Source organism: Arthrobacter sp. C152 (assembly GCF_054890965.1).
Genome location: NZ_JBTZSU010000005.1, coordinates 1 through 21,471 on the forward strand (window position 1 = coordinate 1; position 21,471 = coordinate 21,471).

18 protein-coding genes are annotated in these 21,471 nt (G+C 67.1%); 13 read left to right on the top strand and 5 right to left on the bottom strand.

Annotated elements, in window-relative coordinates:
- Nucleotides 1–202: 202 nt before the first annotated feature.
- Nucleotides 203–826: a 3-hexulose-6-phosphate synthase gene (gene hxlA / locus ACYSM9_RS04780; RefSeq protein ID WP_461855862.1), complete on the bottom strand. Its 624-nt coding sequence runs from the start codon at nucleotides 824–826 to the stop codon at nucleotides 203–205.
- A gap of 50 nt (nucleotides 827–876) precedes the next feature.
- On the bottom strand, nucleotides 877–1,476 hold the full coding sequence (gene hxlB, locus ACYSM9_RS04785; protein ID WP_461855863.1) for a 6-phospho-3-hexuloisomerase: 600 nt from the start codon (nucleotides 1,474–1,476) through the stop codon (nucleotides 877–879).
- A 132-nt stretch (nucleotides 1,477–1,608) separates the two neighbouring features.
- On the opposite strand from hxlB, the gene ACYSM9_RS04790 reads away from it, so the two are divergent.
- Nucleotides 1,609–2,931 carry a helix-turn-helix transcriptional regulator gene (locus tag ACYSM9_RS04790; RefSeq protein WP_461855864.1) on the top strand — a complete coding sequence of 441 codons (1,323 nt, stop codon included), beginning with the start codon at nucleotides 1,609–1,611 and terminating at the stop codon, nucleotides 2,929–2,931.
- Nucleotides 2,932–3,118: 187 nt separating this feature from the next.
- On the opposite strand, the gene ACYSM9_RS04795 is transcribed toward ACYSM9_RS04790, so the two are convergent.
- The 3 genes from ACYSM9_RS04795 to ACYSM9_RS04805 all read right to left on the bottom strand — a co-directional run bounded on the left by ACYSM9_RS04795 (nucleotide 3,119) and on the right by ACYSM9_RS04805 (nucleotide 5,872).
- Nucleotides 3,119–4,675 (bottom strand): IS1182 family transposase, encoded by a 1,557-nt coding sequence (locus ACYSM9_RS04795; RefSeq protein WP_461855865.1) that lies wholly within the window; start codon nucleotides 4,673–4,675, stop codon nucleotides 3,119–3,121.
- Nucleotides 4,676–4,779: 104 nt separating this feature from the next.
- On the bottom strand, nucleotides 4,780–5,052 hold the full coding sequence (locus ACYSM9_RS04800) for a hypothetical protein (RefSeq protein WP_461855866.1): 273 nt from the start codon (nucleotides 5,050–5,052) through the stop codon (nucleotides 4,780–4,782).
- Nucleotides 5,053–5,191: 139 nt separating this feature from the next.
- Nucleotides 5,192–5,872, bottom strand: a complete 681-nt coding sequence (locus ACYSM9_RS04805) for a GntR family transcriptional regulator (RefSeq protein ID WP_461855867.1) — start codon at nucleotides 5,870–5,872, stop codon at nucleotides 5,192–5,194.
- Nucleotides 5,873–5,996: 124 nt separating this feature from the next.
- Here ACYSM9_RS04805 and purU point away from each other — a divergent pair, with 124 nt between their 5' ends.
- The 12 genes from purU (at nucleotide 5,997) to ACYSM9_RS04865 (ending at nucleotide 21,426) form a co-directional block, all read left to right on the top strand.
- Nucleotides 5,997–6,902, top strand: a complete 906-nt coding sequence (gene purU, locus ACYSM9_RS04810) for a formyltetrahydrofolate deformylase (protein WP_461855868.1) — start codon at nucleotides 5,997–5,999, stop codon at nucleotides 6,900–6,902.
- A 49-nt stretch (nucleotides 6,903–6,951) separates the two neighbouring features.
- Nucleotides 6,952–9,444 (top strand): GcvT family protein, encoded by a 2,493-nt coding sequence (locus ACYSM9_RS04815; RefSeq protein WP_461855869.1) that lies wholly within the window; start codon nucleotides 6,952–6,954, stop codon nucleotides 9,442–9,444.
- A 150-nt stretch (nucleotides 9,445–9,594) separates the two neighbouring features.
- The gene (locus tag ACYSM9_RS04820) at nucleotides 9,595–10,221 is read left to right on the top strand and encodes a cyclodeaminase/cyclohydrolase family protein (protein ID WP_461855870.1); all 627 of its coding nucleotides are present in this window, start codon (nucleotides 9,595–9,597) and stop codon (nucleotides 10,219–10,221) included.
- Nucleotides 10,218–11,117, top strand: a complete 900-nt coding sequence (locus ACYSM9_RS04825; RefSeq protein ID WP_461855871.1) for a bifunctional 5,10-methylenetetrahydrofolate dehydrogenase/5,10-methenyltetrahydrofolate cyclohydrolase — start codon at nucleotides 10,218–10,220, stop codon at nucleotides 11,115–11,117. Before ACYSM9_RS04820 ends, ACYSM9_RS04825 begins: the two co-directional genes overlap by 4 nt.
- Nucleotides 11,118–11,274: 157 nt before the next feature.
- A complete protein-coding gene (locus tag ACYSM9_RS04830; protein ID WP_461855872.1) occupies nucleotides 11,275–12,621 on the top strand; it encodes a molybdopterin molybdotransferase MoeA in 1,347 nt (448 codons plus the stop codon).
- Complete coding sequence (fdhD, locus tag ACYSM9_RS04835) at nucleotides 12,609–13,478, top strand: formate dehydrogenase accessory sulfurtransferase FdhD (RefSeq protein ID WP_461855873.1); 870 nt, start codon at nucleotides 12,609–12,611, stop codon at nucleotides 13,476–13,478. Before ACYSM9_RS04830 ends, fdhD begins: the two co-directional genes overlap by 13 nt.
- A gap of 446 nt (nucleotides 13,479–13,924) precedes the next feature.
- Nucleotides 13,925–15,379 (top strand): MFS transporter, encoded by a 1,455-nt coding sequence (locus tag ACYSM9_RS04840; RefSeq protein WP_461855874.1) that lies wholly within the window; start codon nucleotides 13,925–13,927, stop codon nucleotides 15,377–15,379.
- 279 nt (nucleotides 15,380–15,658) lie between these two features.
- Nucleotides 15,659–16,009 (top strand): bifunctional 3-phenylpropionate/cinnamic acid dioxygenase ferredoxin subunit, encoded by a 351-nt coding sequence (locus ACYSM9_RS04845; RefSeq protein ID WP_461855875.1) that lies wholly within the window; start codon nucleotides 15,659–15,661, stop codon nucleotides 16,007–16,009.
- Between the two features lie 54 nt (nucleotides 16,010–16,063).
- Entirely contained in the window at nucleotides 16,064–18,571 is a 2,508-nt protein-coding gene (locus ACYSM9_RS04850; RefSeq protein WP_461855876.1) for a GcvT family protein, read from the top strand.
- Between the two features lie 170 nt (nucleotides 18,572–18,741).
- Complete coding sequence (locus ACYSM9_RS04855) at nucleotides 18,742–19,209, top strand: DUF2199 domain-containing protein (protein ID WP_461856047.1); 468 nt, start codon at nucleotides 18,742–18,744, stop codon at nucleotides 19,207–19,209.
- A complete protein-coding gene (locus ACYSM9_RS04860) occupies nucleotides 19,206–19,910 on the top strand; it encodes a hypothetical protein (RefSeq protein WP_461855877.1) in 705 nt (234 codons plus the stop codon). Before ACYSM9_RS04855 ends, ACYSM9_RS04860 begins: the two co-directional genes overlap by 4 nt.
- A 70-nt stretch (nucleotides 19,911–19,980) precedes the next feature.
- Nucleotides 19,981–21,426 (top strand): HNH endonuclease signature motif containing protein, encoded by a 1,446-nt coding sequence (locus tag ACYSM9_RS04865; protein WP_461855878.1) that lies wholly within the window; start codon nucleotides 19,981–19,983, stop codon nucleotides 21,424–21,426.
- Nucleotides 21,427–21,471: the final 45 nt, after the last annotated feature.

Below are 21,471 nucleotides of genomic sequence, written 5' to 3' on the forward strand. Positions count from 1 at the left end.
GCAATCCGGTTCAAACGACGATCACGCGGGTCACGCAACGGATTACGCCCGCGGCGCCGCAGGTTGGGACGGGCCTCTGGCAAGGTGTCGAGCATGGAAGGTTCCTGTTCTGAAGCAACGGCATTATTGCCCCGGCAGGGGTGATGCAACAGCGGCCCCACCCGTGAAGGTGGGGCCGCCGGCCGTTCCGAATGGAGGTTGATCAGCTGATGGCTGCCTGGAGTTCCTTGGCGGCCAGCGCCGGATCTGCCGCGCCGTAGATGGCACCGCCGGCCACGGCAACGTCGGCTCCTGCCGCCTGGACGGCTGCGATGGTGCTGGCGTTCACGCCGCCCGCCACAGAGAAGGGCACCTGGGATTCTTCGCCTGCGCGGAGGAGGCCGGTCAGGTCGAAGCCGGGCTTGGCCTGCTCGTCCAGGCCGGCATGCATCTCGACGAACTTCGCACCCAGGGCGCGGACTTCCTTGGCGCGGGTGGCCTTGTCGGCAACGCCGATCAGGTCAACGACCACGCCCTTGTTGTGGGCCTGTGCTGCCTTCACGGCGCCGGCGATCGTGGAGTCATCGGCGGAGCCGAGCACGGTGACCAGGTCGGCGCCGGCCTTGAAGGCGATGTCGGCTTCGAGTTCGCCGGCGTCCATGGTCTTCATGTCGGCGAAGACCAGCTTGTCCGGGTGGGCTTCCTTCACGGCGGTGATGGCGGAGAGCCCTTCGGCCTTGATCAGCGGGGTGCCCAGCTCGATGATGTCGACGTATTCGGCGACCTTGCCGGCCAGCTCGAGGGCGTCCTCAACGGTGAGGAGGTCGATGGCTACCTGGAGTTTCATGGGTTCTTCTTTCTGTTGGGTTTGTCCGAAGGACGGGTAGGCGGGAAGGTCTATTCGAGGTTGGCGTGGCGCAGCCAGAGCTGTTCGGCCGGGATATCGGCGTTGTCCCACAGGGTCTGGAACACCGCCTCCGTCGCCACGAAGAGCACCTGCTCGAACAGGCTTCCGGAGTACTGGCGGGAGACGCCGGAACCATGGTCGGTCTTCTGCTGGGCAGGGAGCACCACGACGGCGTCCGCCAGGCCGGCGAGCGCGGATCCTGGGTTGGCGGTGAAGGCAATGATCCGTGCCTCCGCCTTGGCGGCGGTCTCGGCGGCCTTCACCACCCCCGAGGTGCTGCCGGAGCCCGATGCCACGAGCAGGAGGTCGCCCTTCCGGATGGCGGGCGTGGTGGTGTCTCCGGCCACGTGGACCACCAGGCCGAGATGCATCAGCCGCATCGCTGCCATTCTGAGCACCAGGCCGCTGCGGCCCGCCCCGGCCACGAAGACGCGGTCGGCGTTCTGCAGCATCGCCGCGGCCTGGCGCAGCCGGTCGGGGCTGATGCTGCCCGCGGTGTCCGCGATCTCCCCCAGAACCAGGGAGATATTGCCCGCAATGGCCTCGCCGGTTGCTTCCACAGCGGGAGCGGTCAGAACTGTTGAGTCCATGTCTCCTCCTTTGTCTTGTTCCTGGCATCCATCGTCCCGAAACGGGCGGGTAGGTGGAACGCCAATTCGGGATGGTTTTCCACCACCCATTTGGGTAGGTCGGGACCGGATTCTTCGCGTATCCTGTTCGGCATGACCGAGCACACCCCGTCCCTTCGGCTGGTTCCAGACCATTCCGTGCCTGCCCTGCCCTGGCCCCTGCTCCGCGCAGTCGCCCGGATTGCCGATGCGCCGCTCTCCGGCATTGCCGAACGGCTGCGCGAAGCGGTCCACCCCTGGACGGGGGGCGATGCGCTGGTGATCTTCACCGAGGAATGCACCGGCCGGCCGCAGAAGAAGGCGGGCGACGACGAGGTGGTGGCGCGGGTATCCATCAGCGAACTGCAGCACCTGCGTGACCAGGTTCCCGGCGGGGAGCCCTGGCGGGGAGCGGCACAGATCGCAGGGAGGCAGCGCCGGGTCTTCGCGATGAGGTACGCCCCCAGCAACGCGCTGCTGGTCATCACCTACCCCGGCACCGCCGGCACAGGCGGCGAGCCCCTCGACGTGGAGCACCTGGACCTGGCACTCGTGTCCTACCTGTGGGAACTGGCGGCACGCCGCATCCAGGAGAAGGTCAAGGACGCGCCGCCGTCCTACCTGCTGGAGTCGCGGGCTGCATCGGCCGAACGCATCAGGGTCACCAGCGAGCTGGTCGACCTGCATTCGACGACGCTGGAAACGATTTTGGCGGCGGCACGGTCGGGCTCCCTGGACGATGCCGCGGCACGGGCAACGGTCAGCGACGCGGCGGCCAAGGCATTGGTGGAGTTGCTCACGCACAACGACCAGACGGCGGAGCTGGTCAAGGAGCCGGTGGCCACGGCCTTCGAGCGGCTCCGGGAGGACCTGCGTCCGCTGACCCGGTTCAGCGGAATCGACGTGCAATTCATTGAACCTCCACTGAACGGCAGGGCGCTGCCCGGCGAGGTGGCCATCACGGCCCGCGCCATTGTGCGCGGCCTGCTGCTGGCGATGATGGAACAGCCGGAGGTCCGGCGGGTGCGGACGCAATGGGACTGCGACGGCGAGAACCTGCTGATCAATGTCCGGGACGACGGACGGGGCGGCCTTTCCGCCGACGCCCCGAACATGGAGCGCCTGCAGCGGAGGGTTCAGGCCCTGGACGGCCGCATGGAAGTGGACCTCATGCCGGGCTGGGGAGCGGACATTTCGGTCACGCTTCCACTGGATCCGCCCGCCGCCCCGGCCGATGTCTCAGGCTGGAACCTGGCGGCGCGGGAACTCGAAGTCCTCCAACTGCTGGCCGCCGGGCAGCGCAACCGCAGCATCGCCGCCGCGCTGAGCATCAGCGAGAACACCGTCAAGTTCCACGTCCGGAACGTCTTCAGGAAGCTCGGCGTCGCCTCCCGCACCGAAGCCATCGCCCTGGCCCACAGCCACGGACTGCGCTAGGAGACTGCTGAACTAATTGCTTTTGAAGGGCTGGTCCGGGGCGTTATGTGTTCCGGGCCGGCTCTTTGTCATTTGTCTGGGTTCTCTGGACTGGGTCGTTTAGGTGGTTTCGGGCTTTTGGCGCCTGTTGATCGGGTGGGTGGGTTGTCTCCGTCCGGCCGTGAGAGGCCGCTTTCTGGTTTCGGGTTCAGGCGATGGCCCAGGATCCCTGTTCGCTGGTGAGCCCCAGTTTCAGGAGGCGTTTGAGGTTCACTGCGGCGATGCGCAGTTGCCACCAGGCGTGGTTCTTCGTGGTTCCGCGGTAGCGCAGGCGCCGGTTGTCTTTCACGAGCCAAGCGATGGAGCGTTCGACCATGGGCCGGTGACGCGTGTAGTCGACCCGGAAGCTGTTCTCTTGAGCTGCGGCGCGGTGCTCGCGCATCAGGGCGTGCTCGGGATGCAGCTCGATTTTCCGGCCCCGGGCTGCGGTGGTGCAGCGGGACTTGAGCGGGCACCCGGTGCAGCCAGCGCCGAACGTGACATGCCCCTTAGCGGTGATCGCGCGCACCAGCCCGTTAGGGCAAGTCAGCGTCCCGGCCTGTTCGTCAAAGGCGAAGTCATCGATCGTGAATCCGCCCTCGATCGCCCGGGCCAGGGGCTTGGGCTTGATCAACGCGGTGTGCCCGGCCGCGGCCAGTGTTCTGAGCAGTTCTCCGGTTCCATAGGCCGAGTCCGCCAACACCTGCACGCCGGTGATGATCGTCTTGTCCAGCTCCAAAAGCATCGCCCCGGCTTCGGCATCGGTGGCACCCTCGCCCGCGGCCTTGGTGAGCGCCGCAGCGGTCACCAGTCCGGTGTCCGGTTCGATCACGATGTGGGCCTTGTAACCGTCCCGGCGGTCTTCCCGGGTCTTATGCGCATGCCGGGTGTCCGGGTCCACGATCGAGATCATCCGGTCCGGGGGGACTTTCCGGGCGATCCTCCACCGCCCGTCCGTCCCGTCCGAATCCTCGGCCGGTTCCACGTCCTGCCCGGCGACCAGGGCCAGCAGCGCGTACGCATCAGCGGCTTTGTCTTCCAGCGTCTCGGGATCGACCGCGGCCAGCAGGGCCATGGCATCGGTGACCAGGGCCGAGATCAGCCCGTCCTTGGCCTGGGGGTCATCCCAGGCGATGTCAGGCTTGCTGGTGCGGGTGTAGTCATACCCGGTCGCATGGGTGCTGATCAGGTCCTGCCCGCTGGGAACGTCACGGCCAAAACGGCGTACGCCCGCGATCAGCTGCGTGATGGTGTCCTGCCTGGCGACCGCGTCGTCCAGGACCGTGGAGTCCACCGCCCGCCGGCGCTTCCCCTTCAGCACCCCGGTCTCGGCGACGACTTCGGCGATGGCCTCCATGATCCGGTGCGGGTTCTTCGAGGCGGCCAAGCGCCTGCGCCAGTACGTCAGCGTGCTCGGGTGAAACGCCGTATCCGTGAGCCCGTACCCGCAGGCGGCCTTCCACCGCAGATCATAAGTCAAAGCCTCGGCGGTTTCCCGGTCCGATAAACCCAGCAATGCCTGCAGCACCAGCACCGAACCGATCACCGGCGCCGGAACCGACGGCCTGCCCCGGCGCGACGGAAACAGGTCCTCCATCATCGAATCCGGGAACAGCCGCCCCCGATCCGCGGCCAGAAACGCGAAAACGCTGCCCGGGGCCAACAACTCCCCAGCCAACGCCTCCACATCCAAATACCCACGCTGCGCGTCCTCGCGTCCCTGCATACGACCAGTCTTAACCACCCAGCTCACCAGTCCAGCCGACGCGCCCCACTACCGCCGATTAGTTCAGCAGTCTCCTAGGCAGGGCCGTGCGAGCCACGGGCCGCTCACACCCAGACCTGGTAGCCCGAGGACTTGTCGAAAATCCGCCGCGTACTGATGCCTTCCGCCGCGATCCAGAGGACGGAGTCATCCTCCGCCGCCTGGTCCACCACGCCACTGGCCACATGCTCCCCCAGCAGCCACACTTCGACGGTGTGGCCGGGCAGCTGTGCCCAGTCGGCCCGCAGCCCCAGGCTTTTCGCTGCATGTGCGCCCTTCGTGCCCTCTTCAGGGCCAGAGGCAGCGCGGGGGGCATCAAGGGTTGCCTGCAAATCCACTCGTTCCTCCGTTCACCGGCGCCGTCGCCGGGCTTCGAATCACCGCCTGATATTTGATTGATATATCAAGCTGGAGTTCCGAGTATGAGGCAGGTCACATACCCTGTCAACTACGGCCCCGAGACCGGAGCGCCAGGGGCTAGGCGTTGAAGAGCGCTCCCCGCACGGCGTGCTCAAACCCGCTCACGTGGACCTTTGCCAGCTCGGCCGCCCGCTCCTCGTCGCCGTCGATGACGGCCCGCAGCAGGTCGAGGTGTTCGCGGACGTGGTGCGAGAGGTCCGGCAGCCGGTCGATGACCATGCACCAGATCCGCGTAGCCAGGTTGTCGTAGCGGATCAGGATGTCCTCGAGGTGGGGATTCGCGGCGGCGGCATAGATACCCTGGTGCACGCGGGCATCGAGCTGCAGCGTCTCCGTCACAGTGGCGGCGGAGACGTCAAAGGCTTCGACCTGCTCGAGCGTGGCACGCAGTTCATCCCGGACCGCCGGGGAAGCCACCCGGGCAGCACGCGCCGCCGCCAGGGGCTCAAGCTGGGCCCTGATCTCCGAGATGTAGGACAGGTCGGTGACGTCAACGCGGGTGGCGAAGGTGCCGCGGCGGGGGTAGGTCTTCACCAGGCGGTCCAGTTCCAGGCGCTTCAGCGCTTCACGGATGGGAGTTCGCCCCACGCCCAGGTTCTTGGCGAGGAGATCGTCATTGAGTAGCTCGCCGGGCTTGATCTCCAAGGTCAGGAGCCAGTCGCGGATTTGTTCGTAGGCGACGTCGGCGAGCGACTTCCTGCCGGCGTCGTCCGGCACTGCCAAAGCTTCGATTGCCATGTGGAGCCCCTTCTTCCTGTAACGGGAAAAAACTATTGACCTCGCCTTTGGACCAGTATACGCTGGCACCCAATCTAATATATCAGTTTGTGGCTTTGGAATATATCTAGAAGGAGGAGGGGCCATGACCCTCATCGAAACAGCCTCATCAATCGACACCCTGCCGGCGCTCAAGGAGGAGCAGGCGCAGAAGTTCGTGCTGACCCTGTCGTGCCGCGAGCAGGCAGGCATCATGCAGGCCGTGACCACGTTCCTGTTCGAACGTGGCTTCAACATCGACGAGCACCAGCAGTTCGACGACAGCCTCCGCGAGACCCTGCACCTGCGCACCGCCTTCTCCGGCTCGCCCGACTACACCCCGGCCATGCTCGAAGAGGAATTCGCGTCGATCGCCAGCCGGTTCGACATGAAGTTCAGCTTCCACGACCAGACCAAGCAGCGGGTCCTGGTGATGGTCTCCAAGTTCGGCCACTGCCTCAACGACCTCATCTTCCGCTGGCGCGGCGGCAGCCTCGGCGGCGAATTGGTAGCGGTTGTCTCCAACCACGAGACCCACCGCGCCATGGCCGAAGCCGCCGGCCTGCCGTTCATCTACGTCCCCGTCACCCCGGACACCAAGGCCGAGGCCGAGCGCCGGCTCCTGGAGCTGGTAGATGAGTACGACGCCGACCTGGTGGTCCTGGCCCGCTACATGCAGGTACTTTCGGACGACCTCTGCCGGGCTCTCGAGGGCCGGGCCATTAACATCCACCACTCCTTCCTCCCCGGCTTCAAGGGTGCGCGCCCTTACCACCAGGCCTACGACCGCGGCGTCAAGCTGGTCGGCGCCACGGCGCACTACGTCACTGCCGACCTGGATGAGGGGCCGATCATCGAGCAGGAAGTCATCCGGGTGGACCACACCTACGGCCCGGCCCAGCTGTCCACTGTGGGCCAGGACGCCGAGGCGCTCGCCCTGTCCCGCGCCGTCCGCTGGCACTGCCAGCACCGGGTGCTGCTGGACCAGACCAGCACCGTGGTGTTCCGGTAACCGCCCGCCCGCCCGCAGACACAACACTTAAGAGCAGCAGGAGAACCTTATGGAATCGACGCCTCGCATTGTCATCATCGGAGCCGGCATCGTCGGCACCAACCTCGCGGACGAACTCGTCACGAAGGGGTGGAACAACATCACGGTCCTTGACCAGGGCCCCCTCAACATGCCGGGCGGCTCCACGTCCCACGCCCCCGGCCTGGTCTTCCAGACCAACCCCTCCAAGTCCATGGCGCTGTTCGCAAAGTACACGGTGGAGAAGCTGCTGTCCCTCACCGAAGACGGCGTCAGCTGCTTCAACCAGGTGGGCGGCCTGGAAGTTGCCACCACCGAAACCCGCCTCGCAGACCTGAAGCGCAAGCTCGGCTACGCGCAGGCATGGGGCATCGAAGGCTCCATCCTCTCCCCTGCGGAGTGCAAGGAGCTCTACCCGCTCATCAACGATGAGGACATCCTCGGCGGACTCCACGTCCCGAGCGACGGACTCGCCAGTGCCGCCCGTGCCGTGCAGCTGCTGATCAAGCGCACCGAGGCCGCGGGCGTGAAGTACATCGGCAACACCGAAGTCACCGGCATCGAACAGTCCGGACGCCGCGTCACCGGCGTGGAAACGCCCGACGGCGTGATCCCGGCTGACATCGTCGTCTCCTGCGCCGGCTTCTGGGGCGCCAAGGTCGGCGAGCTGATCGGCATGTCCGTGCCGCTGCTGCCCCTGGCCCACCAGTACGTCAAGACCACCCCGGTTCCGGCCCAGCAGGGCAAGAACGAGCTGCCCAACGGCGCGCAGCTGCCCATCCTCCGCCACCAGGACCAGGACCTCTACTACCGCGAACACGGCGACCGCTACGGCATCGGCTCCTACGCCCACAGGCCCATGCCGGTGGACCTGGACGAGCTCGGCAGCTTCAAGCCGAACGAGATCAGCGAACACAACATGCCGTCCCGCCTGGACTTCACGCTGGATGACTTCCTCCCCGCATGGGAAGCCACCAAGCAGATCCTGCCCGCCCTGCGCGAAAGCGAAATCGAGGACGGCTTCAACGGCATCTTCTCCTTCACCCCCGACGGCGGCTCGCTGGTAGGCGAGTCCAAGGAACTGGACGGCTTCTTCGTGGCCGAGGCCGTCTGGGTGACCCACTCGGCAGGCATCGCCCGCGCCGTGGCCGAACTCCTGGTGGACGGCAAGTCCTCCATCGACCTGGGCGACTGCGACATCCACCGCTTCGAAGAGGTCCAGCTGACCCCCGAATACGTCAGCGAAACCTCGCAGCAGAACTTCGTCGAAATCTACGACGTCCTGCACCCGCTGCAGCCCAAGCTCTCCCCGCGCAACCTGCGCGTCAGCCCGTTCCACGCCCGCCACAAGCAGCTGGGCGGCTACTTCCTGGAAGGCGCCGGCTGGGAGCGCCCCTACTGGTTCGAGGCCAACGCCGAACTGCTCAAGGACATGCCCGCCGACTGGCAGCCGCCGGCCCGCGACTCCTGGTCCGGCATGTTCAGCTCCCCCATCGCCGCGGCCGAGGCCTGGAAGACGCGCACCGCCGTCGCCATGTACGACATGACCCCGCTCAAGCGCCTTGAAATCTCCGGACCCGGCGCCCTGAAGCTGCTGCAGGAACTGACCACCGCGGAAATGGACAAGAAGCCCGGAGCCGTCACCTACACACTCCTGCTGGACGAGCAGGGCGGCGTCCGAAGCGACATCACCGTGGCCCGCCTGGACGAGCAGACCTTCCAGCTCGGCGCCAACGGCAACATCGACACCGCCTACTTCGACCGGGCAGCCCGGCACCAGACCGCAAGCGGCAGCGCCGACGACTGGGTCCAGGTCCGCGACACCACGGGCGGCACCTGCTGCATCGGCCTCTGGGGCCCGCTGGCCCGCGAGGTAGTCGGCGCGGTCAGCAGCGACGACTTCACCAACGACGGCCTGAAGTACTTCCGGTCCAAGCAGGTCGTCATCGGCGGCGTCCCTGTCACCGCCATGCGGCTGTCGTACGTCGGCGAACTCGGCTGGGAGCTCTACACCAGCGCCGACAACGGCCAGCGCCTCTGGGACGCGCTGTGGAAGGCCGGCCAGCCGTTCGGCATCATCGCCGCCGGGCGTGCCGCCTTCAGCTCCCTCCGCCTGGAGAAGGGCTACCGCTCCTGGGGCACCGACATGACCACCGAACACGACCCCTTCGAAGCCGGCCTCGGTTTCGCGGTCAAGATGGCCAAGGACAACTTCGTCGGCAAGGCAGCCCTGGAAGGACGCACTGAGGAGAACTCCGCGCGGCGCCTGCGCTGCCTGACCGTCGACGACGGCCGCAGCCTCGTGCTCGGCAAGGAACCGGTGTTCTACAAGGGCCAGGCAGTTGGCTACGTCACCAGCGCCGCGTACGGCTACACCGTCAAAAAGCCCATCGCCTACTCCTACCTCCCCGCTGAGGTATCCATCGGCGACTCGGTGGAGATCGAGTACTTCGGACTCCGGATCGTCGCAACGGTCACCCAGGACCCGCTGTACGACCCCACCATGACCAGGCTTCGCGGCTGACGGCCCGGCCGGCGCCAGGCGCCGGCCACCAGACAGGGCGGCGGCCCGGACCTCCCTCGCAACGGGACCCCTGCTCGCAACGGGACCCCTGCCCGCAACAGACGGGCCGCCGCCCCATCCGCCCCCGCAGCCCAGCCCCAGGAACGGAACATGATCAGCTCAGAAACAATCGCCAGCTACCTCGCACGGCTGGCAGCACGGCGCCCCACCCCCGGCGGCGGCGCCGCGGCGGCCGTACACGCGGCACAGGGCGCAGCCCTGGTGGCCATGGTGGCCCGGTACACCACCGGCGCCAAATACGACCAGCACGAGCCGCTGGTGCAGCGCATCACCCAGGCAGCCGACAACCTCGTCACGGAAGCGCTGCGCCTGGCCGACGCGGACGAACAGGCCTTCCAGGCAGTCATCGACTCCTACAAACTTCCGTCCGACACGGACGAACTCAAGGCCGCCCGCGCCGCCGGAATCCAGGCCGCGCTCATCCAGGCGGCGCAGACCCCAGCCCAGCTCATCACGCTGTCCGGTGAAGTGGTGGAGCTCGCCACCGAGCTGTTCGACGTGGCCAACGCCAATGTCATCAGCGACGTGGCCGCCGCGGCCGATGCTGCCCGCGCCGCCGCCACGACGGCCCGCGTCAACATCGACATCAATGTCGTGGCGGTCAAGGACACGGAGGCGCGCACGCAGCTCGCCCGGCAGACAGACGGCATCGAGGAAAAGGTGGTCCTGGCGGCAGACGCCCTCTCGGCCCGCGTCCGCGAAAGGATCCTTGGGTGAACACTGCAGCACTTTCCGGAAAACCCCTGGCGGCCCTGTTCCACAAAGAGGTACAGGAGCAGGTCCGGTCGCTTGAACTGGACGGCGTCCGACCTGTCGTGGCGGTGGTCATGGCAACCGCCGACGAGTCCACGCACTGGTACGTCCGCTCCATCGAGCGGGCAGCCGAGCGCGCCGGTGTCGGCTGCCGCATCATCGACCTGGGCCATGACGCCACCGAACCGGTACTGGCCAGCGTGCTGCGGGACCTGAGCGCCGAACCCACGGTGAACGGCATCATCCTGCAGACCCCGCTGCCGCCGGGAGTCCGGACCGACAGCCTGGTGGGCCTCATCGCGCCAGAGAAGGATATCGACGGCGCCAATCCGTTGAGCCTGGGACGCCTCGCCGTCGGCCAGCCGGCCTTTGCACCTGCTACCGCCCGCGCCGTCGTCGAAATCCTGGACCACTACCGGGTGCCCGTGGCGGGCAAGGGCGTGGTGGTGGTGGGCCGGTCGGCCGTGGTGGGCAAGCCGCTGTCGCTCCTGCTGCTGGGACGCGACGCTGCCGTGACTGTCTGCCATTCCAGGTCGGGCCCGCTGGAGCGCTACACCAAGGACGCCGACGTCGTGGTGGTCGCCGCAGGCCGTGCCGGGCTGCTGACAGGCAGCCACGTCTCGGCCGGGACGGTGGTGGTCGACGTCGGCACGAACGTCCTTCCCGACGGTTCCCTGGTGGGCGACGTGGACGAAGCCAGCGTCACCGGAACCGCAGCGGCCCTCACTCCGGTTCCCGGCGGCGTCGGCTCCGTCACCACGGCGTTGCTGCTCCTCCACACCGTGGAGGCTGCGCGCGGTCAAACGTCCTCCCTGCCGCTCCCGGCCCTGGAGTCCCAGGTCCTGGAAGCCGCGGGCTAGGAGAGGCAAAGCGTTAGGAACGGGCGCCCCGTTTTCCGTAAAAGGTGCTTCGATGGGCCTAAGACCTGGGGAGGTATTCCTCATCGAAGCACCGTTTTCGGAAAACGGGGCCCCGCCGCCGGCAGCATGCCGGCACATCGACAAGGAGGGGGCCCGGATGCCCGCCAATGCACTGACTGCCACCGCTTCCACCGCCAGCTCAGCCGCGCCCGGCTCCATCCCTGACCGGGGATGCATCCCGTGGTCCGAAGCGCGCCATATCGCCTTTGGCTCCGCGGGTGCGCTCCCGCATGCGGACATCCCGCTCGCCGACGCCGCCGGCCGGATCCTCGCCGGGGACGTCAGGGCCCTCCAGGACATGCCGCACTACCCCTCGTCCGCCATGGACGGCTGGGCCGTCAACGGGCCCGGTCCGTGGCTCCTGGCCGGTTCCGGCCAGCACGCTTCCCTGCCGCGCGAACCCCACCGGTTCCTGCCCGCAAACAGTGCCGCCGTGATTGCCACCGGCGGCCTGGTGCCGCACGGGGCCGATGCCGTGCTCCGCAAGGAAAGCGGCCTGGCCGTCCGGGACCCCAGCGGCAACCACGTCCTCACACTTCGCGCGGACACAAAGGCCGGTGAGCCGCGCAGCGGCCAACACATCCGCCCCGCCGGGCAGGAAGCCCGCTCGGGGGATGTCCTCATACCCGCCGGCACGGTCCTTAATCCCGCGCACGTTGCCCTCGCTGCGGCGGCAGGGCACGACACCGTGCACGTCCGCGCCCGGCCCGCCGTCGCCGTCGTACTGACCGGCGCCGAAGTGGTGACGCAGGGCCTCCCGGCTCCCGGACAGGTCCGGGACACCTTCGGCCCGCAGCTCGGAACCGTGGTTTCCCAGCTGGGCGGTGTTGCGGGCAGCCCGCAACGGATCGGTGACTCCTTCGGCGCGTGGCTGGATGCCCTGGACAGCCCCGTGCTGCCCGCCGGTGGGCGCGCAGATGTCATCGTCACCACTGGCGGCACCGGGAAATCCGGCACCGACCATTTCCGCGCCGCCATCGACGCCCTGGGCGGACGGTTGCTGGTGGACGGCATCGCGATGCGTCCCGGCCATCCGGCAGTACTCGCCGGACTGCCAGGCGGCCGGTTCGTCATTGGCCTGCCCGGCAATCCCCTGGCGGCGATGATGGCCCTGCTCACCCTCGGGGCGCCGCTGCTGGCTTCGCTTGGAGGCGCGCCGCTGCCGCCGATGCACCTGGTGATGTCCGGCTCCGACGTCGAAGGGCACCCGGGGAGGACGCGCCTTATCCCCTGCCGCTTCCTGTCCGGCCTGGCCTTCCCGGTCCAGCATTCCGGACCCGGCATGATGCGGGGCCTCGCCTGGGCCGACGCCGTCATGGCAGTACCCGCACAGGGCGTGGAGTCCGGGGAAGCCGTTCCGGCGCTTCCCCTTCCCTGGACTGCACCGGCAGATCCCACCAGCATGCCCGCAGGGCAAGGACGGACCACCGCATGGCACGCATGACCCAACGCCGCAAGATCCACCGCTTCCACCTTGACGACACCGGCACCGAGTATCCGGTCCGGTTCAAGGAGGACGTGCTCGCGGCGGAGGAGCCACTCGAGATCCGGATCAACGGCAGCTCCTTCGCGGTGACCATGCGGACGCCCGGGGAGGATTTCGACCTGGTCGCGGGATTCCTAGTCTCCGAGGGGGTGGTCCGCTCCGCGCCGGAGTTGGCCTCCCTGCGCTTCTGCGCCGGTACCCGCGACGGCGAACAGACCTTTAACGTCGTCGATGCCCAGCTCCGTCCGGACGTGGCCCTGCCGGACACCAAACGGCACGTCTACACCTCGAGTTCGTGCGGCATCTGCGGCACGGAATCGATCGAGGCCGTCCGGAAGACGCAGCACTTTGACCTGCGGCAGGACGCGGTCCAGGTGCCCCTTGATGTGCTCGCCGGGCTGCCGCAACGGCTTCGGGAAGCACAGGCGGTGTTCGACAAGACGGGCGGAGTGCACGCGGCCGGCCTGTTCCGGGTGGACGGGACAGAACCGGAACTGCTCTGCCTACGCGAGGACGTAGGCCGGCACAATGCCGTGGACAAGGTGGTGGGCTGGGCTCTCCGCGAGGGGCTGTTGCCGCTGCGCGGAACGGTCCTGCAGGTCTCCGGCAGGGCCTCGTTCGAGCTTGTCCAAAAAGCCGCGCTGGCAGGGATTCCGGTCCTGTCCGCCGTCAGCGCTCCGTCAAGCCTGGCGGCCGACCTCGCGGCCGAAACCGGGCTGACCCTGGTGGGCTTCAGCCGCGGCCACAGCCTCAACGCCTACACGGGCCGGGAACGGCTGGCCCGCCCGCGCACCGCCGCCATGGTCCCCGGGTAGGGCGTCCAGGCTTGGCAACAACAGCTGCTCTATCAGTTGTGGCCCCTATACCTGCCGGTTAAGGACCACAACTGATAGGGCAATGCGGGGTTAAAGAGTGGGGCACCTATCCGAACGGGTAGGGCTGCCCGCACGATCTGGACGCTAAAGCAAGGAGGCTTACATACTGCGCCTGCCACAGGTCATGTTCTTGACATTGGGTGTGAGCTGGCGCACTGTTTTGTTGCAGCAGGTTTGTTGCATACAGCGAACGTTGTTGATCATCACGGAACGAGAGTCCACCCGGATATGCTCCTCCCGTCCCCCGGGCTCCGCACCGTGCTGGTCCCCAGAACAGACGAACGAATTCATGATGGCCGATCCGAAGGGGAGCCCTGGCTCGCGCGTCGGCCCACAGCGTTGCCAGCATCCGTGCGGCGGCGTTAAATCACTAAAGGAAACTGTTTATGACAACCAAAGGTGGCAGCACCATCGATCAAAGCCGTGGGGAGCGCCGGAACCCGGGGACGACGGCCTCCGTCGACACCTCCATATCAAAAGAGACCAGCTCCAAGTTCAAACGCCGCTTCATGGTGCGGCTTGTCTCTGTCTTCATCGGCGGGATGTTCCTTGACGGTTACATCCTCGGAATCATCGGCCCCGTCACCGGACCCATGCGGTCAGATCTCCAGCTCGACGCACTACAGCTGGGCATGATCGCTGCAGGCCCGCTGGCTGGTATCTTCGTCGGCTCCCCGCTTGCCGGCTGGGCTACTGACAAGTTTGGACGCAAGCCCATGTTCCTCGTGGACATGGGGCTGTTCCTGGTCGCCTCAGCGGCCCAGTTCTTCGTAACCTCCGGAGACGGAGCCGTGATCCAGCTGGCCCTCATCCGGTTCTTCATGGGCGTCGCGATCGGCGGCGAGTACTCAATCGGCGGGCCGCTGCTGTCAGAGTTCTCCCCGCCAAAGCTCCGCGGACGACTGCTCGGGCTGACCCTGATCGCCTGGTACGCCGGGTTCATGATGGCGTTCATCATCGGCACGCTCCTGCACGAGGCCGGCACCCCATGGCGGCTCGTCATCGGCACGAGCACCATACTCGCGCTCATCCTGTTTTTCGCCCGCTTCGGGCTTCCCGAATCGCCGAGCTGGCTCATCACGAAGGGACGGCGCGAGGAAGCACTCGCGATCGCACACAGGTACATCGAATCGCCTCAGATGCACAACAGCATCACCGAAGAGATCGACCTGAGGATGATCCAGGAAGCCCAAGCCGCCCAGAGCAAGACCAAAATCAAGGGCGCCTCCTTCGGAATGCTGTTCTCGAGGCAGTATTGGCGCACCACCCTCTTCACTGCAGGTTTTTGGTTCTGCGCGGTGACTCCGTACTTCGCGATCGCGACCTTCGCCGACGACGTGCTGAACCAGTTCGGCTTCGGCGGCGGCTGGGCCGGTGGAGTCGGCCTGTCCGCACTTGCGACCGCGGGCGTCGTCACCAGCGTGCTTCTGATCGACAAGCTCGGCCGCCGAATCCTCACCGTGCCCGGGCAATGGCTCTGCGCAGGCATCCTCCTGGTCATCGGAGTCTGGGCGGATGCACCAGCGGTCCTCGTTCTCGTCCTGTTCCTCGCCTTCTCCTTCTTCAACGCCGGCTACACCACGATGACCCAGGTCTATCCGGCCGAAGTATTCCCGGGCCACCTGCGCGGCCTCGGCACTGGCTTCGCCGCGGCGTTCAGCCGCATCGGCGCAGCGCTCGGCACCTTCGCCCTGCCATGGGCGATCAGCAACATCGGCATGGGCCCAACCATGGTCGCGGCCGCCGTCGTCGCATTTCTCGGTGCAGTCCTCTCGCAGTGGCTCGCGCCGGAGACCAAGGGACGCACCCTCGCCGAGATCTCGGCGGACTTCTCCCACTGACACCGGGCACCGCCCCGCCGCGCCCCGCCGGGTAACCGGCCCCGCACGACAAGAGGCCTTCGCCGCATCCAGCGGCGGAGGCCTCTGTGCTGTACCCGGCCCGCGCCGACGGGTTGAGCGCGCCGACACAGTCAGCCCGCCCGCCGCAACAATGCCGGAAACCCTTGACATCTGGTGTGAGCTGCGCCACCGTGTTGCATATAGTGATGCGCGTTGCTCATAGCGAAGCAAGCGGCGTCACCGAAGACGCACCCGCTCAGAAAACTTGAGGTACCCCCTATGCACCAGGCATGCCCGCTCAGTGAACTGGCACCAGGTGAAGCCCTGCGGCTCAACACCTCCCCGCCCATCGCGGTGTTCCACACCGAAGCCGGGGAGCTTTTCGCCCTCGACGACACCTGCACCCACCAGGACGCTTCCCTGGCAGACGGCTGGGCTGAGGACTGCTGGGTGGAGTGCCCCTTGCACGCGTCCAAGTTCAACCTCCGGGATGGCAGCGTCGACTCTCCGCCCGCCAAACTGCCGGTCCGCTCCCACGAGGTGGTCGTCGTCGACGGCGTGATCATGGTCAACGAATCCACCGAGGTACCCAACCTGCCGCCCGGCCTGACCGTGGACGGACACGTCTAGCCAAGAAGCGTCCGGACAGCCGGATCCCAGCACCAACCAGGAGAACCAGGAATCATGAGCGCATCACCCCGCGTCGTCATCATCGGAGCCGGCATCGTCGGCACCAACCTCGCCGACGAGCTGTCCAGCCGCGGCTGGACCAACATCACAGTCGTCGAACAGGGCCCGCTTGAGCTTGCCGGCGGTTCCACATCCCATGCCCCAGGTCTGGTGTTCCAGAACAACGGATCAAAGACGATGACGGAATTCGCCACCTACACCGTCAACAAGCTGCTGTCCCTGAGCAAGGACGGGCAGTCCTGCTTCAACCAGGTGGGCGGCCTGGAACTGGCCACCACCCGGGAGCGGCTGTCGGACCTCAAGCGCAAGATGGGCGTGATGACCTCCTGGGGCGTGGAAAGCCGGATCATCGACGCCGACGAATGCGAGAAGATCTACCCGCTGCTGAACACCGGAACCCTCACCGGCGGCCGCGAGGTCCTGGGCGGCCTCCTTATCCCCACCGACGGCCTCGCCCTGGCCGCACGGGCCGTGCAGCTGCTGATCGAGCGATCCCGGGAACGCGGCGTCACCTACCTCGGCTCCACCACCGTGACCGGCATCGCCCAGGAGGGCGGCAAGGTCACCGGCGTCGAAACCTCCGACGGCGTGATCCCCGCCGACATCGTCGTGTCCTGCGCAGGGTTCTGGGGCCGCGAGCTCGGCAGGATGGTGGGACTGGAGGTTCCCCTGCTGCCGCTGGCCCACCAGTACGTCGTCACCACGCCGCTTCCCGAACTTGAGGGCGTCAACGAGCTTCCCAAGGGAGCCAGCAAGCCCATCCTGCGCTACCAGGACAAGGACCTGTACTACCGCGAATGGGGCGACCGGATCGGCATCGGCAGCTACGCCCACCGCCCCATGCCCGTGGACATGTCCGCCCTGCCCGAGGTGCCGGCCGACGAGATGTCCGATCACCGCATGCCCTCCCGCTTGGACTTCACCCTCGAGGATTTCGTGCCCGCGTGGGAAGACAGCCAGGACCTGCTGCCGGCCCTGCGCAGCGCAGGCATCCAGGACGGCTTCAACGGCATCTTCTCGTTCACGCCGGACGGCGGCCCGCTCATCGGCGAGCACCCGGACCTGGCCGGCTTCTTCGTTGCCGAGGCCGTGTGGGTGACGCACTCCTCCGGCGTGGCCAAGGCCGTCGCCGAGCTGCTCGTGGAAGGCCGCTCCCGGACCGACCTGCACGGCACGGAGCTCACCCGCTTCGAGAAGGTGCAGACCTCCGACGCCTACGTCAGCGAGACGTCACAGCAGAACTTCGTGGAGATCTACGACGTCCTGCACCCGCTCCAGCCCCGCGAATCGCCGCGCGACCTGCGCGTCAGCCCCTTCAACGTCCGCCAGAAGGAACTCGGCGCCTTCTTCCTGGAATCCGCCGCGTGGGAGCGTCCGCACTGGTTCGAAGCCAACCGCGGTCTCCTGGCGGAGATGCCGGCCGAATGGCAGGCGCCGGAGCGCGACGAGTGGTCCGCCATGTTCCACTCCCCCATTTCCGCCGCCGAAGCGTGGAAGACGCGTACCGCCGTCGGACTTTTCGACATGACCCCGCTGAAGCGCCTCTCCGTCACCGGCCCCGGCGCGCAGGCACTGCTGCACCGGCTCAGCACCGGCAACATTGCCAAGAAGCCGGGCGCCGTGACGTACTGCCTGCTGCTGGAGCACGACGGCGGCATCCGCAGTGACGTGACCGTCGCACGGCTCGCGGAGGAGGAGTTCCAGCTGGGCGTCAACAGCAACGTGGACTTCGACTACCTCCGTGTGGAGGCCCGCCGCCAGTCCGCCGCCGATCCCGCCCAGTGGGTGCACGTCACGGACATCACCGGCAGCACCTGCTGCATCGGCCTGTGGGGCCCGCTGGCCCGCGAGGTCATTGGCAAGGTCAGCACCGATGACCTGAGCAACGACGGCTTGAAGTACTTCCGGACCAAGGAGATCACCGTGGGCGGGATTCCCGTCACGGCCATGCGGCTCTCCTACGTGGGCGAGCTCGGGTGGGAGCTGTACACCACCGCCGAGTACGGCCTGAAGCTGTGGGACCTGCTGTTTGAGGCTGGCCAGGAGCACGGCATCATCGCCGCCGGCCGCGGTGCCTTCAACAGCATGCGGCTGGAGAAGGGCTACCGGCTGTGGGGCACGGACATGACTTCCGAGCACCACCCGTACGAGTCCGGGCTCGGCTTCTCCGTGGCCAAGGACAAGACCGGCTTCGTCGGCGCCGAGGCCCTCGCCGTCCGCAAGGAACAGCCGGCCACGAGGGCGCTGCGCTGCCTGACGGTCGACGACGGCACGTCAGTGGTGCTGGGCAAGGAACCGGTGTACGTGAACGGCTCAGCGGCAGGGTACGTGACGAGCGCCGCGTACGGTTACACCGTCCGGAAGCCCATCGCCTACGCCTGGCTGCCCGCTTCCGTGGGGATTGGCGACGCCGTGGAGATCGAATACTTCGGGCGCCGCGTGGCCGCCACCGTGACCGCCGAACCGCTGGTCGACCCGGGCATGGAGCGCCTCCGCGGCTGACTTTCTTTTCTCCCAGGGTGGTTGGGCCTGCTTGAGACCGGCAGGCCCAGCCACCCTTTTTGTGCCCGGCGGGATGGTGATGGCCTGGTGTGGAAACCGCCGACGTAGACTTTCGTCAGTAACTGCGCATTGGGGGATGCATGATGTTCGGCAGGCAGCGCACGTGCGGGATGTGCGGCGAAGCAATGGCGGCCCACGATAGGGACGTCCGGTTCCGCCTCCCCGATCCGGTGTTGGAAAGCCCGGACCAGCACCGGGCCGAGGACAGTTGGCTCAGCGACCCGGATCCCGCCAAGGCCACGCTCATGCAAATCCCGAATATCGGTCCTTTCGTCCGCGCCCTTCTTCCTGTCAAGCTGCAGGGTGGGCATGAGTTCCGGTTCGGGGTGTGGATTGCCATCCACCCCAATGACCTCCAGCACGCCTTCAGGGTGTGGAACGCGCCCGAGTACGCCGACCTGAAACTGACCGGGTACCTGGCTAACAGGATCCAGCCTTGGGGGCTGTTCGCGGTGCCGGTTAATTTGGCTGTCCTTGACGTGGACCATACCCCGTACTGCGTGTCCAGCCCGAACGGGGAGCTGGACGACGTGCTGACCAGAGTGTGGCCCCATGACATTCTGGCGTCACTGCCATGATCCACCAGCCGCTGGCCCACCGTCCGTGGACGTTCGCCGCCATCTGCGTGATGGTGACCTCGCTGACGCTCCTTCTGTTCGGACCGCCCCTCGGTCCTCTTGCTCCCGGGTCGGTGATCCAGCTGCTGCCCTGGTATGTGGCGGCGTACCTGCTGATCGGCGCGTGTACCTTCGGGCCGGCCGGAAAGGTGATGTCACTCCGGCAGGCGCTTGCGTTCCTGCTGCCAGGCGCCCTGCTTGTGCCGCTGGCACTGTTGAACGTCGGCTTCTGGGCAGGCGGCTGGCTCCTCGGGCTTCCCGCGTGGGGGCTGCTGCTGAGCCGGTGGACGGCGGAGAGCCCGCTCCGGCCCTTGGACGTTCTGAAGTTCCTGGGCTTGCTGGTGCTGGGCTTAGTGATCTTCACCGTCAACGTGATCTACCCGGTCTTCAGCCTCGGTTTGTTCCTGCTCCCGATCGTCCCCCTGATCCGGCTGGCCTACCCTGCGTTTCAGGTGAGGCGGCTGGAGGCGGCCGTGGAGGTCGTTCTGGCCGTGGCTACCGTCGTAATTACCTTTGCAGTCCCCACCCCGGAAGGGTCGTGGTCCTCGCCCTCGACATACGCGGGAGGGGCCGCGACGGCAGGACTGATCGTCGCATTCTGGACCTGGCGACTCTCCCGCCGTTCCCGCCGGGTGCACCTCCATGACGGAGCGGCCGTCTAACTGCGATCTCCCACACAGACAGGTCAGGCGCTCCTGTAGCAATGTCAGACCCTCCCCTGATGATTGTTTTATGGGGAAAGCAGCTGTAGCCAAGGCGTACGGGGATATCCGTGCTGCCCTTGCTGTGCTTCATGCCGAGGTGGAGGGGTGCGGCTCCGAGCCGTTTTTGGTGGCTGATCCGTTGGCGGGGTTGGCGGATGGTTGCCTGGATGTTCTTGCTGGGGCCCGTGATGTGGAGGCCGGGATCGCTGGTTTGAAGGCGAAGGCTGCGGTGAAGTACGCGGAGTCGGCTCAGGCTGTTGCCGGGCCGGACGCGCCGGTTCAGGCGCAGGAGATGGCGGTGGCGGCTGAGGTCGGGTGTGTGCTGGCTCTGGGGCCGCGGGCGGCGGGATCGTTCCTGGCCGCCTCCCACGCCCTTGCCACCACGCTGCCCAGGACCCTTGCGGCCTTGGAGTCCGGGGCCCTGTCCTGGCAGCACGCCTTAGTTATGGTGGACGAAACGGCCAGTCTTGATGCTGGCGGTGCTGCCGCGCTGGAGGCCCATTTCCTGGACCCTGACGCTCCGGACGCGGCCAGTGGCTGTCCGGTGGGGGAGATGCCGGCGCACCGGTTCAGGGCCAAGGCCCGGACCTGGCGGGAACGCCACCATGCCGAAAGCATCGAAACCCGCCACGCCAGGTCGGTGGCGGACCGGCGGGTGGAGTTCCGGCCGGACGATAACGGTATGGCTTGGCTGTCGGCCTGCTTGCCCGCCGACCAAGCACTGGCGGGCTGGAACCGGCTCACCGCGATCGCCCGGTCCCAGCAGGGCCCGAACGAACCCCGCACCATGGCGCAGTTGCGCGCCGACAACTTCGCCCACGCGATCCTGGGCAGCAGTATTCCCGGTGTTGCCGGCGCGGACGGAGGCGGGGACGGCCTGTCCTCGCGGATCCGCCCCCAGGTCCTGGTCACGGTCCCGGCGTTGTCCTTGACAGGATTGACGGATGAGCCGGCGATGCTGGACGGGTACGGGCCGATCCCGCCGTCGATGGCGCGCAGGCTCCTGGCCAACGGTGCGGACTCGTTCTACCGGGTGCTCGTCGATCCCAGGGACGGGTCGCCGCTGGAAATCGGCCGCACCAGCTACCGGGTCACCAAGGCGATGCGGGCCTGGCTGAGAATGCGCGACGGCAAATGCCCCTTCCCCGGGTGCAGCAACAACTCCCTCGACAACGACGCCGACCACATCCTCGCCTGGGCCAACGGCGGCACCACCGGCATCAGCAACCTGGGCCAGACCTGCCGGAAACACCACCGACTCCGGCACACCACCAGCTGGGAGCCCACCCCGGCCAGCAAAAACGAACCACCCGGCTGGACCTCACCCACCGGCCGCCACTACGCATCCGAACACCAGGACTGGGAACCACCCTGGTGGCCCGATGGGCTGTTGCTTGGCAACGTCGACATTCTCCGCACGCCTCCGGCCCCCTGGGAGGACGCCCTGGAGCGGCTGCTCCACGCCCACGCATGACAACGGCGGCACCCCGGCCTGGCCGATGTGCCGCCGTCGCGGGTC

What these genes read in the sequence shown, in the direction of transcription:
- hxlA (WP_461855862.1), bottom strand. Translation starts at nt 826, where the DNA reads ATGAAACTCCAGGTAGCCATCGACCTCCTCACCGTTGAGGACGCCCTC.
- hxlB (WP_461855863.1), bottom strand. Translation starts at nt 1,476, where the DNA reads ATGGACTCAACAGTTCTGACCGCTCCCGCTGTGGAAGCAACCGGCGAG.
- ACYSM9_RS04790 (WP_461855864.1), top strand. Translation starts at nt 1,609, where the DNA reads ATGACCGAGCACACCCCGTCCCTTCGGCTGGTTCCAGACCATTCCGTG.
- ACYSM9_RS04795 (WP_461855865.1), bottom strand. Translation starts at nt 4,675, where the DNA reads ATGCAGGGACGCGAGGACGCGCAGCGTGGGTATTTGGATGTGGAGGCG.
- ACYSM9_RS04805 (WP_461855867.1), bottom strand. Translation starts at nt 5,872, where the DNA reads ATGGCAATCGAAGCTTTGGCAGTGCCGGACGACGCCGGCAGGAAGTCG.
- purU (WP_461855868.1), top strand. Translation starts at nt 5,997, where the DNA reads ATGACCCTCATCGAAACAGCCTCATCAATCGACACCCTGCCGGCGCTC.
- ACYSM9_RS04815 (WP_461855869.1), top strand. Translation starts at nt 6,952, where the DNA reads ATGGAATCGACGCCTCGCATTGTCATCATCGGAGCCGGCATCGTCGGC.
- ACYSM9_RS04820 (WP_461855870.1), top strand. Translation starts at nt 9,595, where the DNA reads ATGATCAGCTCAGAAACAATCGCCAGCTACCTCGCACGGCTGGCAGCA.
- ACYSM9_RS04830 (WP_461855872.1), top strand. Translation starts at nt 11,275, where the DNA reads ATGCCCGCCAATGCACTGACTGCCACCGCTTCCACCGCCAGCTCAGCC.
- fdhD (WP_461855873.1), top strand. Translation starts at nt 12,609, where the DNA reads ATGGCACGCATGACCCAACGCCGCAAGATCCACCGCTTCCACCTTGAC.
- ACYSM9_RS04840 (WP_461855874.1), top strand. Translation starts at nt 13,925, where the DNA reads ATGACAACCAAAGGTGGCAGCACCATCGATCAAAGCCGTGGGGAGCGC.
- ACYSM9_RS04845 (WP_461855875.1), top strand. Translation starts at nt 15,659, where the DNA reads ATGCACCAGGCATGCCCGCTCAGTGAACTGGCACCAGGTGAAGCCCTG.
- ACYSM9_RS04850 (WP_461855876.1), top strand. Translation starts at nt 16,064, where the DNA reads ATGAGCGCATCACCCCGCGTCGTCATCATCGGAGCCGGCATCGTCGGC.
- ACYSM9_RS04855 (WP_461856047.1), top strand. Translation starts at nt 18,742, where the DNA reads ATGTGCGGCGAAGCAATGGCGGCCCACGATAGGGACGTCCGGTTCCGC.
- ACYSM9_RS04860 (WP_461855877.1), top strand. Translation starts at nt 19,206, where the DNA reads ATGATCCACCAGCCGCTGGCCCACCGTCCGTGGACGTTCGCCGCCATC.
- ACYSM9_RS04865 (WP_461855878.1), top strand. Translation starts at nt 19,981, where the DNA reads ATGGGGAAAGCAGCTGTAGCCAAGGCGTACGGGGATATCCGTGCTGCC.